Source organism: Paenibacillus sp. RC334, assembly GCF_030034735.1.
Classification (GTDB): domain Bacteria; phylum Bacillota; class Bacilli; order Paenibacillales; family Paenibacillaceae; genus Paenibacillus; species Paenibacillus terrae_A.
Map to the genome: position 1 here is coordinate 4,891,216 of NZ_CP125370.1, position 14,721 is coordinate 4,905,936.

General features: G+C 45.2%; 12 protein-coding genes and 1 pseudogene. 2 read left to right on the forward strand and 11 right to left on the reverse strand.

Going from position 1 to position 14,721, the window contains the following annotated elements:
* Positions 1-197: 197 nt before the first annotated feature.
* The 10 genes and pseudogenes from QMK20_RS22595 to QMK20_RS22640 all read right to left on the reverse strand — a co-directional run bounded on the left by QMK20_RS22595 (position 198) and on the right by QMK20_RS22640 (position 11,058).
* The gene (locus tag QMK20_RS22595; protein ID WP_283653410.1) at positions 198-662 is read right to left on the reverse strand and encodes a hypothetical protein; all 465 of its coding nucleotides are present in this window, start codon (positions 660-662) and stop codon (positions 198-200) included.
* Positions 655-2,679: a S9 family peptidase gene (locus QMK20_RS22600; RefSeq protein WP_283653411.1), complete on the reverse strand. Its 2,025-nt coding sequence runs from the start codon at positions 2,677-2,679 to the stop codon at positions 655-657. The genes QMK20_RS22595 and QMK20_RS22600 overlap by 8 nt, the downstream gene beginning before the upstream one ends.
* Before the next feature lie 45 nt (positions 2,680-2,724).
* Entirely contained in the window at positions 2,725-3,729 is a 1,005-nt protein-coding gene (locus QMK20_RS22605) for an ABC transporter ATP-binding protein (RefSeq protein ID WP_283653412.1), read from the reverse strand.
* Positions 3,726-4,703 carry an ABC transporter ATP-binding protein gene (locus tag QMK20_RS22610; RefSeq protein WP_044644590.1) on the reverse strand — a complete coding sequence of 326 codons (978 nt, stop codon included), beginning with the start codon at positions 4,701-4,703 and terminating at the stop codon, positions 3,726-3,728. Before QMK20_RS22610 ends, QMK20_RS22605 begins: the two co-directional genes overlap by 4 nt.
* Before the next feature lie 23 nt (positions 4,704-4,726).
* A complete protein-coding gene (locus QMK20_RS22615) occupies positions 4,727-5,659 on the reverse strand; it encodes an ABC transporter permease (protein ID WP_283653413.1) in 933 nt (310 codons plus the stop codon).
* Between the two features lie 17 nt (positions 5,660-5,676).
* Positions 5,677-6,594: an ABC transporter permease gene (locus QMK20_RS22620; protein WP_044644592.1), complete on the reverse strand. Its 918-nt coding sequence runs from the start codon at positions 6,592-6,594 to the stop codon at positions 5,677-5,679.
* Positions 6,595-6,678: 84 nt separating this feature from the next.
* Positions 6,679-8,233, reverse strand: a pseudogene (locus QMK20_RS22625) (ABC transporter substrate-binding protein).
* A gap of 57 nt (positions 8,234-8,290) precedes the next feature.
* Positions 8,291-9,487 carry a M20 metallopeptidase family protein gene (locus QMK20_RS22630; protein WP_283653414.1) on the reverse strand — a complete coding sequence of 399 codons (1,197 nt, stop codon included), beginning with the start codon at positions 9,485-9,487 and terminating at the stop codon, positions 8,291-8,293.
* A 48-nt stretch (positions 9,488-9,535) separates the two neighbouring features.
* Positions 9,536-10,261 (reverse strand): FadR/GntR family transcriptional regulator, encoded by a 726-nt coding sequence (locus QMK20_RS22635; RefSeq protein WP_283653415.1) that lies wholly within the window; start codon positions 10,259-10,261, stop codon positions 9,536-9,538.
* 269 nt (positions 10,262-10,530) lie between these two features.
* Positions 10,531-11,058, reverse strand: a complete 528-nt coding sequence (locus tag QMK20_RS22640; RefSeq protein WP_283653416.1) for a hypothetical protein — start codon at positions 11,056-11,058, stop codon at positions 10,531-10,533.
* 383 nt (positions 11,059-11,441) lie between these two features.
* On the opposite strand from QMK20_RS22640, the gene QMK20_RS22645 reads away from it, so the two are divergent.
* Positions 11,442-12,794, forward strand: a complete 1,353-nt coding sequence (locus QMK20_RS22645; protein ID WP_283653417.1) for an alkaline phosphatase — start codon at positions 11,442-11,444, stop codon at positions 12,792-12,794.
* A 287-nt stretch (positions 12,795-13,081) separates the two neighbouring features.
* On the opposite strand, the gene QMK20_RS22650 is transcribed toward QMK20_RS22645, so the two are convergent.
* The gene (locus QMK20_RS22650) at positions 13,082-13,954 is read right to left on the reverse strand and encodes an SDR family oxidoreductase (protein WP_283653418.1); all 873 of its coding nucleotides are present in this window, start codon (positions 13,952-13,954) and stop codon (positions 13,082-13,084) included.
* Positions 13,955-14,103: 149 nt separating this feature from the next.
* Here QMK20_RS22650 and QMK20_RS22655 point away from each other — a divergent pair, with 149 nt between their 5' ends.
* Entirely contained in the window at positions 14,104-14,487 is a 384-nt protein-coding gene (locus tag QMK20_RS22655; RefSeq protein ID WP_283656332.1) for a winged helix-turn-helix transcriptional regulator, read from the forward strand.
* Positions 14,488-14,721 lie beyond the last annotated feature (234 nt).

The window sequence follows — 14,721 nt, forward strand, 5'->3', positions numbered from 1 at the left end:
ACCTTAGCATCTATATTGATTTATAACTCCCCCTATTTAGTGGACTTATGCAACAATTATATTAATGATTTTTGTGGACTCTGTCAACGAAATATGATGCAATTCAGTTTATTAATTAGCCCATAAAATAAAAAACAGTCCCGATCAAAAATGCTCATCAGGACTGTTGGGCGCAGCTATGGTAACTGATCTTCCCTTTAAAAGCTGTCATCATTTCGATATAAAAGCTTAATACTTACGGGCTTCTGCACACTGCCTACTTCATTTTCTTCCTTTATCACCTGCCACTGCCTGCCAATCAGCCCTTGCAAGGTATCAATTTCGATAGGATCAAGGTGCAGACCCTTCAACATGATTCCATCCTGCTTATAATCCTGATCTATGGTTCGATCAAAACGAAAATAAAGCAGCCTTTTCAGCCCATTGATGTGTAAAAACTTAAATTCATACCCGCTGCGGATCGCTTCTTCCCACTCGTCCCCTATGTCTTCTGCCGTTTGACAACGTTCTTTGAAATCCATTGTTTTTTCTTTAACTTTGCCGAGCAAAGGAGAAAATTCCTGTTTTTTGATACACTCAATGATGACGTCTTTCGGTTCACCACTTGTACGCAAGTTCTCGATCAGCAAGGCAACCGGAATCGACAATTGCACTTTACTCATCGGAGTCAACTCCTTTACTCAAGTAGGAATTAAACCAGGACACCACTTGCTCAAAGTTATCTACACGTAGAGATGGTTTACCACTCTTCAGCAAAGAATGATTGGACCCGGGATAGCGAATGAGGCGTGTTGTTTTGCCCAGCCGCTTCAGGGCTGTATATAACTCATCCCCTTGTCCAACCGGGCAACGCAGGTCTTCCTCACCGTGTAAAATCAGCAGCGGAGTTTCGATGTTATTTACATGTGCCAGTGGGGACTTGGACCAGAGCAGCTCAGGATCTTCCCACGGGTTAGTCCCAACGATACCCTCCGTGTAGGAAATACCGATATCACTCAAACCATAGAAGGATAGCCAATTGGAGATGCATCGCTGCGTAACGGCGGCGCGGAATCGGTTCGTGTGAGAAATGATCCAGTTGGTCATCAAGCCTCCATAGCTGCCGCCAGCCACGCCGAGCCGGGTTTCGTCTATATAATCAAACTGGTTCAGCGCAAAGTCCAAGGCGTTCAGTACATCCTGATAATCTCCTCCTCCAAAGTCTCCCCGACAGGCTTGTGCAAAATCCTGACCATAACCGAAGCTACCGCGTGGATTGGTCATCAGCACAGCATATCCCTGTGCAAGGAGTGTCTGCATCTCATGGCTATACGCGCCGGTATACATCGCATGGGGTCCCCCATGAATTTGTAAAATCAAAGGAACCCGTTCTCCAGGGCCCAGTCCAGTCGGTTTGAAGATCCATCCTTGTACCTTGAATCCATCCGAAGCCTCGAACCAAAAAGACTCCGGTACACTCACCTGCAAGGAGGCCATGTAATCGTCGTTATGGCGTGTGAGCCGCTTCTCTTCCCCTGTCTCCAGATTCATTTGATACAGCTCTCCAGGCCGGTCCGCATCAAGTGCAGCGAAAACCAGATAGCGACCATCAGCAGATAGCGTGTACTGATAGATATCTCTATCACTTCCGCCAGTCACCGCTTGAACATTCCCGTCCATTGTGATGCGGTATATATGAACAGCACCCTGCACTGTCCCGAGCACATACATTTCTGTCCTCAACCGCGCAGGAGCATATAATGGAGATAGAGACAGACCAAAGGATTTCATATCGCTTAAAGCGAAGTTGCCGATTTGCATGTCCAATTCAGGAAACAATAGTTCCGAGGCTCCCCCCGTAACAGGCACGGTATACAGTCGATTCTGGCTACCACTGCCATAAATACGATCGCTGGCGATCAGAGTCAATGTTTTGCCGTCCGGTGCATACGAAAATTGGCTGATCGCCAAGCTGGAATCCGTAACCTTCACCAGATGACTGCCGTCGCAATCGACCGTATACACATCCGAAAACGAAAACAGGTCTGCATCCAGCTTGTCGTCTTCTACACGTTTGGACAAAAACGAAATCCGCTTGCTGTCTATGGACCATACAGGGTAAGAAGCATTGCAAGGTCCCGAGGTTATTCGGGTTACCCGGCCGTTTTCAAGCTCCAGGACAAATAAATGACTAAATAGACCGTTCCACCAGCCCGATCCCTCAGCTTTGGGAGTGGTGCGATCCACGATACGCCCCCGCTCACCAGACTGCTTGCTATATTCCTCAAGCGCCATGGCTTCTCGCTCGGCGTTTATACTAACCATACTTGTAAATACAATATACTTCCCGTCCGGCGACCAGACGAATGCACCCACTCCACGCTTCACCTCGGTCAGTCGCTGTCCCTCTCCACCATCAGCCGGAACCATCCATAGCTGCTTGCTTCCATTCACCACACGTAAAAAAGCAAGCTGTGATCCATCGGGTGACCAAGCAGGAGCTGAATCCTTATTGCCATCGGTCAACGGCTTATCGTCAGCCCCAAAAAGCGATACGACACGGATGTGCGTATGGTAGTCATTCTTTGAACGATCTATGCTTTTGTGGACGTAGGCAATCGTTCCATCGGGGCTTATTGCCGGATCACTGACCCACTGATATCCGTATAAATCCTCCGGTGCAATCTGTCGTTTATTCATGAGTAGCCCTCCTTTTTCGGTTAAATCCTACTTCCAAAGGTTTATCTATTCATAAGCCATCTGCTTATGCAGGGGAAAATGGCAGGCCGCAATATGCCCTGGAGCATGCTCTTCGAGCAGTGGACTCTGTTGGCGGCATACCTCTTGTGCATATGGGCAACGCGTGTGAAAAGTACAGCCTGAAGGCGGATTAGCGGGATTGGGGATCTCACCCGTCAGTGTTATCCGTTCTTTACGCAGCCTCGGATCTGGAACGGGCACTGCCTCAAGCAGCGCTTTTGTATACGGATGCTGTGGCTGTGCAAACAACTCATCACGATCTGCAAGCTCCACGATTTTTCCCAAGTACATCACTGCGATGCGATCGCTAATATGCTTGACGGAGGGCAGACCGTGAGCGATGAAAATGTAGGTAAGCTGGAACTGCTGCTGAAGCTCTTTTAACAAATTTAAAATCTGAGCCTGAATCGACACATCCAGCGCAGATACAGGTTCATCGCAAACAATGAGCTTCGGTTTCATGGCAAGCGCTCTCGCTATGCCGATCCGCTGCCGCTGTCCACCACTGAATTCATGGGGATGCCGATCTGCTAAATGAGCACCTAATCCTACCGTCTGCAACAGTCGAAAAACTTCAGCTTTAAGCTCTTTCCCTTTAGCAATCCCGTGTATCTGAAGCGGTTCGGCGACGATATCAAAGACCTTCATCCTCGGATTTAAAGAAGAGTACGGATCTTGAAATACAAACTGTAAATCTCGTCTGACTTTGCGGACTTCTTCGTCCGTTAAATCAGACAGGCTTTGCCCTTGAAAACGAATTTCGCCTTCCGTGGGTTCCAGCAGTTGTGTAATCATTTGTCCCGTTGTTGATTTGCCGCAACCCGATTCACCTACAATACCTAAGGTTTCGCCAGGCATCACCTTAAAGCTCAATCCATCAACCGCCCGTACATAACCGCTTTTTTGGGAAAACCAGCCCTTTTTCATAGGATAATATTTTTTAAGCCCATTCACTTCGAGAAGCGGTATTCCCTGTGCTGTCTCATTCATACTGACACCTCCTCCATCCGCAAACATCTGACATAGTGTCCTTGATCCTTTGCTTGTATTTCAGGATGAATCTTGGTGCACTGTTCCTGGGCATAAGGACAGCGGGGATGAAATGGACAGCCGCTCGGCATCTGCATCATATTAGGAACGGTACCGGGAATGGAATCCAGCCATTCTCTCTGTTCAGTAAGCTTGGGGAGTGATCCTAGCAAACCAATCGTATAAGGATGACCCGGCTTTTCAAACAAATCAAATACGTCCGCTTCCTCGACCACTTCCCCGGCATACATCACGACCACCCGGTCCGCCATTTCCGCGACGACACCTAAATCGTGGGTAATGAGAATGATGCCTGTATTCTCTTCCTTGCTCAGCTTGTGGATTAAATTCAAAATTTGAGCCTGAATCGTAACGTCCAGTGCCGTCGTCGGTTCATCAGCGATCAGCAGTTTAGGCTGACAGGCCAAGGCCATGGCGATCATCACCCGCTGACGCATTCCTCCAGACAGCTGATGCGGAAAGTAACTTACCACTTTCGATGCACCAGGTATGCCTACCCGTTCTAGCATCTCAATACTTTTCTGCCGTGCCTCCGATTTGCTCAGCTTCTGGTGCTGCCGGATGACCTCACTGATTTGGTTACCAATCGTAAATACCGGATTCAGCGAACTCATCGGCTCCTGAAAAATCATGGATACCTCGTTCCCCCGATATTTTCGCATTTCCCCCTTGGACAGTTTGAGTAAGTCTCGGCCTTCAAGCAGAATCTCCCCGCCCACGACTTTACCCGGCGCAGCCACTAAACCCATAATAGACAAGGAGGTTACACTTTTACCGGAACCGGACTCTCCAACAATAGCCACCGTTTCGCCTGGATTCACAGTGAAGCTGACACCGTTGACCGAAGGAACGATGCCATCCTCCGTTTTAAAGTAGGTTTTCAAATGGTTCACTTCAAGCAATTTCGTGGTCATCTTTTCCGATCCCCCGCTTTCTGTTATTCTTTCGCTTTCATATGGGGATCTAACACGTCTCGAAGCCAGTCACCGAGGAAAATGACGCCCAGGACCGTGATGGTAATCGCCAGACCGGGAAACGTTGCAACCCACCAGCTCGTGGCTACATACTGTCTCCCATCGCTCAGCATGCCACCCCAGGACACTGCTGGCGGTGTGATCCCTAATCCGAGAAAACTAAGAGAAGCTTCCATAATAATCGTTGTCGCCACGCTCATACCAGAAATTACAATGAACGAAGACAAGACATTGGGTAAAATGTGCTTCAACAGAATCCTGCTATTTTTTGAGCCAATCGCCTTGGCTGCTTTAACGAAGTCCCGTTCCTTGATACTCAATACCTCGCCCCGGACCACCCTTGTATAGGAAACCCAATTCGTAACGCCAATAACAAAAATAAGCGTAGTCATTCCAGGACCCACCACGGCCAAGACGACCAGCATCAGCAGAATAGCCGGAATGGCCAAAAAGGCATCGGCAACTCTCATAATGATGGCATCCACCCATTTACCATAAAAACCGGCGAGGAGTCCGAGAATTGCGCCAATAGTGCCTGAGACCAGAACTGCACCGACACCGACGATAAGCGAAACTCTCGCCCCGTATACGATACGGCTCCACATATCCCGTCCCAGGTTATCTGTACCCAGCCAATGCTCCGGCAACCCACCTGCCAGCCACATGGGCGGCTTCAGACGATTCAGCGGGTCAATATCCGCAGGATTGTGACTGGCCAGCAGAGGGGCACATAGTGCCGTTAAGCAAACGAGCAGTATGATTATTGCACCGACCGTTCCGGTTTTACTTCGTAACAGTTGCTTCCATATACGCCCGATACTAGACGGTTGTGCTTGCTTTTTGCCATCCAGGTCTGGGTCTGGACCAAGGGCTTGTACATCATGAATACCTGCCACACTTCCTCCTCCCCTCTCTAGTTGTATTTAATTCTTGGATCAAGCAGTCGGTAAACGACATCGGTTAAAATATTGCTGATAACCACAATAAAGGCAATCACAAATACAGCGGCCTGAACGATAGCCATGTCGTGGGTATTCACAGCGACGACAAGTAACTGCCCCAAACCCGGCCATGCAAATACCGTCTCTGTAATCAGTGTGCCGCCGATCAAGCTCGTAAATTGCAAGCTCATAATCGTGACGACCGGAATCAATCCATTGCGAAAAGCGTGTTTTCCGATCACTACGATTTCGAGAATCCCTTTACTTCGGGCTGTTCGTATATAGTCCTGATTCAAAATGTCCAGCATACTGGAGCGAATGAGTCGAGTCATCTGTGCAGAAAGACCGACACCCAGTGTAAATGCCGGAAGTATCAAATGCTCCATCCCGCCCCGACCGGACACCGGAAGCATCCCCAGCATGACGGAGAATAACAATATGAGCATAATCCCCATCCAAAAGTTAGGCATGGCTTTTCCGACTACGGATAAACTGGAAATGATTAAATCGGTAAAGGTATTACGTTTGACTGCTGAGATGACGCCCAACGGCACTGCGATGATAACCGCAAAAAACATGGCGGCTACTGCTAATTCAAAACTGGCAGGCAGCCGTTCCAGCACTAATGGCAAAGCCGATTCACCATAGCGAAACGAGGTGCCAAAATCGCCTTGTAAGGCACTGCCAATAAATTTAATGTATTGTGCATATAATGGCTGATCCAGCCCAAGCGCTTGTGTCAGTACTGCACGGTCCTCAGCTGTAGCGGTCTCCGGCAGCATCAGGGCTACAGGGTCCCCGGTTACCCTCACCAGGATGAATACAATCAGAGAGACAATCAGCAGTACAGGAATCACCTGCAGCAGCGATTTGGCGATATAAGTTTTCAATCCGTCACCTCCATAACCAGCAGGCTTTTTTTAAAAGGACGGGCAGGAACCTTCATTGAGGTCCCCGCCCGTTCACTTCTCGTTTTATTTTGCAGGTGTAATATCTTCTGCATAGAACATCTCATCACTTCTCGGTTGGAAATTCACACCGTTACCAGTGCCATAAATCCCTTCCATTTGGAAAAGATAGACGGCCGGACGATCTTCAGCCAATATCTGCTGCACTTGCTGATACTCTTTTTCACGCGAGGCTGTATCCAGATTCGTCAGGGCATGCTGCAACAGCTTCTCTACCTTCGGATTGTTATAATCCGTTTCGCCTTTAGACTCTTCTAGCAAGTAGCGATTATAGTTATTGGAAGCATCAAACAGGGAATTACCAATGCCGATCATAAACATTTCTTTGAAGGATTTGGAGCTATAACGCTCACTGAAAGCACTTGGCTCCAGTACGTCCAATTTAATTTTGAAGCCTTCTTTATTTAACATGGCGGCTACGACCTCAGCATACTCTTTGTATATTGAGGATACCGATAAGGTTAATTCTGGACCTTCACCAGTGTAACCGGCCTGCTTCAGCAGTTCTTTGGCTTTAGTCGGATCATATAATGATTTCTCATACAAGGAAGGATCGGCACCAAAATTACCTGGTGTAACGGAAGTACGAGTAACAATCCCCGCACCGCCTGCGATGCTGTCCACGATTCCCTTTTTTATCGATCGCGAGGTCTATCGCCTCTCTCACTTTCGGGTTAGCCGTAACACTGCCTTGGCTTTGACGTAAAATCAATTGCAGCACTCGCTGAATCGGTGCCTTAACGATTTTTTTGCCGTCTTCGCCTTGAATACGTTCTATATCGGTGGAAGGGATTCCGGAAGCAATGTCAATCGAGCCTGCGAGCAGTTCAGATACACGCGTAGAGGCTTCCGGGATGGAGCGAAAAACAACTTGATCCCATTTCAGCTGACCTTCATAATACTTATCGTTTTTAACCAGTACTACACGATCATCCTTAATCCATTGACTAAACTTATAAGGGCCTGTACCGATTGGATTTTTAAGGAATGCCTCTATGCCATTTTTCTCAATATATTTGGAAGGTAAGATCCCAGCTCCCATTTTGGATAAACGATTGAGCAGCAGCGGATCTGGCCCGTCGGTTATGATATCTGCTGTATGTTCATCCACCACTTTCACTTCTTTAATATTTTTAAAGTAGGAATTTTGTTTGAGCGTGTTATCCTTTGCAACTCTTTCTATCGTATACTTCACATCTTCCGCCGTGAATGGATCACCGTTATGGAAGGTAACCCCTTCGCGCAAGTGAAAACGCCAAGTCGTATCATTTACCTTTTCCCAAGAAGTTGCGAGTCCAGGTACTTTCTTCTGCTGACTATCATTTTTCAACAAGTAGTCAAATACGTTAACCAGAACGGCTTCACTTGCAGTGTTGTTATTGTTATGAGGATCAAAGCTCTCAATATCCGTAGCATTCGCTATCGTCAGCACTTTACTGTCAGTCGATGTCGATGCTGCACTGTCTTTACTACCGCCTGTGGATGGGGCACCGCAGCCTGCCAGGATAATTGCTGCAATCAGTAACGTAATCCCGCTTGTAAACCACTTATGTCTATTCATCTTGTCCACTCCAGTCCATTGAGGTTGTATATTGCCACACAGCTGCTTCTGAGCGTCTCAAACCCGATTTTTATTTTGTTTCAAAAAATTCAGCGCTATGGCCGACATCATGGCTACTCCATAAGGCAGTACCGATTCATCCAAATCAAACTTGGAATGATGCAATGGATAGCTTGTATCTTCATCTCCTCTCCCCGAGCCCAACCGGAAGAAAACACCGGGTACCTGCTCACAATAAAAAGCGAAATCTTCCCCGCCTGTTGACGGTTTGATGTAGTTCCACTCCTTGGAGCCAAACAGTTGCTCACTGGTTTCGGTCATTAAATCAACCATATCCGGGTCGTTCTGAACAACCGGGTAGCCAAGCCGATAATTCAACTCATATCCGGCTCCGAACGATTCACATGCTCCACGGACTACCTGTTCGATCAGTTCAGGCATCCGGCTGCGCAACTCTGCCGACAAAGTTCGCACGGTGCCGATCATCTCGACTTCCGGTGCAATGGCTGCCCCCATGTAGCCACCACTAATTTTTCCGATCGTAATGACAATGGTCTCAAGCGGATCAACCAGACGGCTTGGTATATTTTGCAGGGCAGAAATAACCTGCGCGGACACGGCAATCGCGTCTATCCCCTCATGCGGACGGGCAGCATGACCGCCTTTGCCTATAATCTTAATCGTTAAGCTATCTGCGGAGGCAAAAGCTACCCCTTTGCTGACCCCAAGCGTTCCTGTCTTTAGACCCGGGAACATATGTAGTCCTGCCATCGCATCTACTTTTGGATTTTCCAACACACCATCATCAATCATAGCCTTGGCCCCGGCTAAACCTTCTTCTGCTGGTTGAAAGACAAATTTGATATTTCCTCTTTCAGGCCGTTCCAGCTTCGTAAGTAACTGCGCGGCTCCCATCAGTATTGCGGTATGGGCATCATGCCCACATAAATGTGCCTTTCCCGGAATCTGTGACCGATAGGGAACCGTTTTTTCATCCTGAATCGGTAAAGCATCCATATCTGCCCTTAGACCGATTGTAGGACCCGGGCTTTTTCCTCGTAACAGACCTACAACCCCGGTTTTACCTACATTTGTTATCACTTCCAGCCCAAGTTCACGTAAGTGTTCAGCCACAATTCCCGATGTACGAACCTCTTCATAACCGGTTTCAGGATGGCGATGAAAGTCTCTGCGCCAAGCAATCAGCTGATCTTGAAGCGGTCTGGATAATGCTAAAAGTTCATTTATATTCATTTTTATCATCCCCGCTCGAATCATCTTATTTTTTCTGTATAGTACCGACTAGCCTTTTGCAACCAGTCTTGCATAAATGGCGTCTGCGGAATGTCCGATATGGTGCCTCATCACTTCCCGCGACTTCTCAGCATCCCGTGCCCGAAGTGCACTCAGAATTTCCGTATGGACGTCGTAGTTCACCGTCCGAATCTGATCGTCATAGGGCATGAGATCTAGCGATGGGTTAATTTTGGTCCGAATCTGCCTCACAGCGGCTTCACAAAATGGGTTGCCCGATGCCTTGGCAATGGCTAAATGAAACTTTACATCCAAGGCCCGAAACCATTCGCGAGTACAGTCCGCTTCAATGCTCTGATCCAGATAACGCTGAAGCAAGTCCAGTTCATCTGTGGTGATCCGCGCAGCCGCTAAAAAAGCACCCTCAGGTTCCACAATCATCCGATATTCAAAGACCTTCAACATATGCTCCCAATCTTTTGCGATTTCTGCTCGGGTACGTTTATGAGAGTTTGCTGTCACGGGAAGAACAAAGGTCCCTCCCTTGGCACCTACTCTCTTCTCAATGAGTCCCTTCGACTCCAATTGGGATAGCGCCTCACGGACTGTAATTCTGCTGGCATTAAATATCTCTGCGAGTTCCCGCTCTGTTGGTAGCTGCTCCTCGCTAAGCAACTCTTTTAGAATAATAGCCTCTTCCAACTGCTCTCTAATAAAATCACTCACTTTTTTAGCTGATACTTTCTCAAAGCGCAGAGGAGATTGGATTATCATACGAACACTCCGATCCATAAATCTTTAAGGTCTAAACCTTATACCTTTTTAAAGAACGAAAAAATATAAATCTGTTGTTATCATAATGCCTAGTAAACCTATATGCAATACTTTTTTCTAATATTAATGAATGATTTTGTAATAAATATAAAGAAGCAGCCCCTTTATAGAGCTGCTTCTTTAATATTTCACATTTTTGCGGGATGACAAAGGCTGAAAATTCTACTCCCAATCTTTGGCCGGTTATCTATAATCAAAATCTAAAGGTTCTAGTTGTCAACCGAGCTATACCTCTGAGTATTGAAGTCACGCTGACGCTTTTCAATATCCTCTCTTAAATACGTGCTGGCATCGTCTGCTGAAATATTCAAAACATACATTAGCTCGCTTTCCAGCATCTCTCGTGCCAAGCTTAGAATAGACCTGTCATGAGAATTCAGTTTGAGATTGTAGCCTTTGGCACAAATCATATCCCTGATTATGCCAAAATGGTCATGAAGACACCCCGACTCGATCCTGGCTTGCAGAACGATACGACGTTCAGACGTGTTAAAGGGCAATCGAGCATATTCTCCAAAAAATAGAGCCCTTGAACTCAGTATGGAATCTACATTGGACAACGGACGAATGCCCTTTTGTTGTGCTCTCTGTTTGGGAATTAACATGTGTAGTTCTTGTTTTGGAAAATACAAGCTATAACAACTCAATAGATCTTGTAAGTCACTTTTCTCCTCCCCAGTCTCCATAGAGCAGACGCCATACATTGGATAAAAAAGAAGTTCTCTAGACGGTACCATACAAAAACCTCCATTCACTTCAAAGCTTAGTGTCCATCAAAATGAACACCTTCATATTCCTGATCCTTGTATTGATACACTATATACCTCCAGCATTAGTAGATGTTTGAACTTTTTTTTCAATATACCACATGCCTGTCAAGTACCTGCCTAAAATCGAACAAAAGTCAAGCCTCTTTTTTATAAAATACTTTGAACACGTCATCCCCTACTCAACCAGTGGTGCTTTTCCAAAAAAAATGATATGGCTCTCCTTTCTTTTTCTTCCTCTTTACATTTTGATTACATAAAACTATCTTTCCCTTCATATACGAATACTAATATTATCTATGTGTTAGCCGATTATCATCGGTAATCTACGAATAAATAATAGGGGGTACTTTATGTTAGGCCATTTTTTCAAAAAAATATTACCTATCGTTATGGTGTCATCAATCACAATTACTGGCATTGTGTCAGGAGGAGCTTCTACACAAGCAGCTTCAGACACACAAAAAATTAAAAATGTAATTTTTTTAATTGGTGATGGCATGGGTCCATCATATATTTCTGCCTATCGGTATATGAAAGATAACCCGGCAACCCCTCTCATGGAAAAAACAGAGTTTGATCAGTATCTTGTAGGTGCTCAAACGACGTATCCGGAAGATGAGGCTCAAAATATAACAGACTCCGCTTCAGCTGCCACAGCAATGTCTGCTGGTGTTAAAACATACAATGCTGCCATTGCCGTAGATAACGATAAAACTGATGTCAAAACGGTATTAGAGCAAGCCAAGGAAAACGGGAAATCTACCGGCTTGGTTGCAACATCTGAGATCACTCATGCTACTCCTGCAGCATTTGGCGCACATGATGTTAGCCGTAAAAATATGAACGCTATTGCTGATGATTACTTTGATGAAAAAATTAATGGAAAGCACAAGGTGGATGTCCTGCTTGGTGGTGGGCTAAGCAATTTTGTACGTAAAGACCGAAACTTAACTGAAGAGTTCAAGAAAGCCGGTTACGGTTATGTCACTGACCGGGAAGGATTGCTGAACAATAAAAACGATCAAATTCTCGGTCTATTTGCCCAAGGTGGACTAGATAAAGCAATCGATCGTGCCAAAGAAACACCTTCTTTAGAAGATATGACTAATGCTGCAATCAGCCGATTAAATAAAAATGATAATGGTTTCTTCCTGATGGTTGAAGGAAGCCAAATTGACTGGGCAGGTCATGACAACGACGTGGTTGCTTCCATGAGTGAAATGGCGGATTTTGAAAAAGCATTTAAAGCAGCGATCGACTTTGCCAAGAAAGACGGCAATACATTAGTAGTTGCAACTGCTGATCATTCTACCGGCGGATTTTCGGTCGGTGCAAATGGAGAATATAACTTTAATGCAGCACCAATTAAAGCAGCAACGCGCACACCAGATTTTATGGCTAAAGAAATTGTTGCTGGCGCAAGTGTTGAAGATACACTTAAGAAATATATCTCCTTAGATCTTACAGAAAGTGAAGTTCAATCGGTCAAAACTGCTTCTGCTACAAAGGACGAAGTTAAAATCGATAATGCCATTGAAGCCATCTTCAACACTCGTTCATTTGCTGGCTGGACAACAGGTGGTCATACTGGAGAAGATGTGCCAGTCTATGCTTACGGGCCAGGGAAAGAATTGTTTGCGGGACTTATCGACAATACAGATAATGCAAAGATCATTTTTGATATTCTGAAAAAAAACAAATAAAATAACAAAAGAAAATAAGCTGCTTCCGGTACTCAACCGGAGGCAGCTTATTTAATCTTCGTTGCGGTCGATGTTGGTTATAGATTTTGAATATAGGCTTGAATTCTCCTTTGTGCCTCGTCCACATTTCCGATATCATAAGGGTAGAGTCCTTTCGTCGTCCTCGCTGATCCAGAAGTCCGAACTCACCGAGCCCCTTATATTTCCACATACATTGTTTCAACCGATGTCGATCTGCAATTCCTAACTCCTCCATAAGCCTATTCACATAAGAAAATTAATGAAAATTATACTGACTTACGAATTTCATCGATGATTTGAGTTAGAGCTTCTTTAGCGGGAGTAACTGGACGACCGAGAAGTTTTTCTAAGTCGTTGCTCTCAACTTCTAATGCACCATTACGAAAGCCCTTTTGGGTGTTTACAAGCATCGGAATATAGGCTTCGGGTACTCCAGCTCCTTTCATCATTTCTGCAAAAGTAGCGTCATCTACTTGTTGTACAGGTATATCTTTACCTAATACATCACTGAGAACGGTAGCAAATTCCTCTTGAGTCATTAATCTACCTGACAGCTCGTAAACGGTATTTTCATGCCCTTCACCAACCAATACTTTTGCTGCCGCCTCTCCTAAATCTTTTCGAAGTACCCAGCCCACTTTCCCTTTTCCAGCAGATGTGACCCAAGGTGCTCCTGCCATAGCACCTTGAATACTTCCAACTTCATTTTCAAAATACCAATTATTTCGCAAAAATGAGTAGGGGATACCTGTTTTCAATATAACTTCTTCTCTAGCGTAGTGTGGTATGGCTAAGAAAAAGTCACTTTCACTTGCTTTGCTTACACTGGTATAGACGATAAATTTAACTTGAGCACGTTGAGCCCCCTCTATAGCATTGGTATGTTGTCTCATGATTGTTTCGTGATCACCAAAGGTAGAAATAATGAGGAGGCGATCAATTCCTGCAAATGCAGATTTTAATGTCTCGGGCTTATCAAAATCCCCGTATCGAACCTCAATTCCACGAGATTGGAACCATTCTGCCTTTTCTGCATTTCGAATACTAACCACTATATTGTTTGCTGGTACAGTTTCTATTAAGGATTCCACAACTTTAGATCCTAAATTTCCCGTTGCACCTGTAACTAGAATTTTCATGGATTTTCCTCCGTGTAATTTGTCTTGTTAATTATCATTCGTGTTGCTTGGGTATATAATATAATCATAGTCAGCATAATAGAAGTAGGCACAATTTAATGACTTAGTCACAAAAATAATACCGTTATGAAATGAGAGGGGAAATTACGATAGCTCGTTTTAATTTCCAAGGAGAACCGCCTCCTGAAGATCAAGAAGTATTGTGTCATTTGACACTTACACAAAACGTAATCGCCGGAAGATGGAAAATTATTATTTTATGGCACCTAAGCCAGCGAACAAGAAGATTTAGCGAGCTTCAAAAGTTGTTAACGGGAATATCAAAAGGAATATTAACAAGACAATTGAGAGAACTGGAGGAGGATGGTATGGTACACCGCGAAGTGTATAAAGAGGTTCCTCCTAAAGTAGAGTACTCGCTAACAGAGCAGGGAATAAGATTTATTACGGTACTGGATACTATGAAAGAGTGGGGAAAAGAATTTATGAAGAAAAAAATAGAGGAACACAACTATTTCTCACAAAATGATTAGTTGTAGTGTGATGTAAAGCCCTGTTAAGTATCCACTAAGTAATGCTACTTATTACTGTTAGTTTATTTTCATGAGTCGTAGCAGAGTGGATCAAGCAAGAGTTTGACGTCACTATGAGTGTGCGCGGAATCAGCGCGATGCTCAAACGGATGAACTTCAGCTTCACCAAAGCAACCTATACGCTGGCCAATGCCGAGGAGGCGCGGGCTTATTTTCGCAAGCATACCTTCGCAC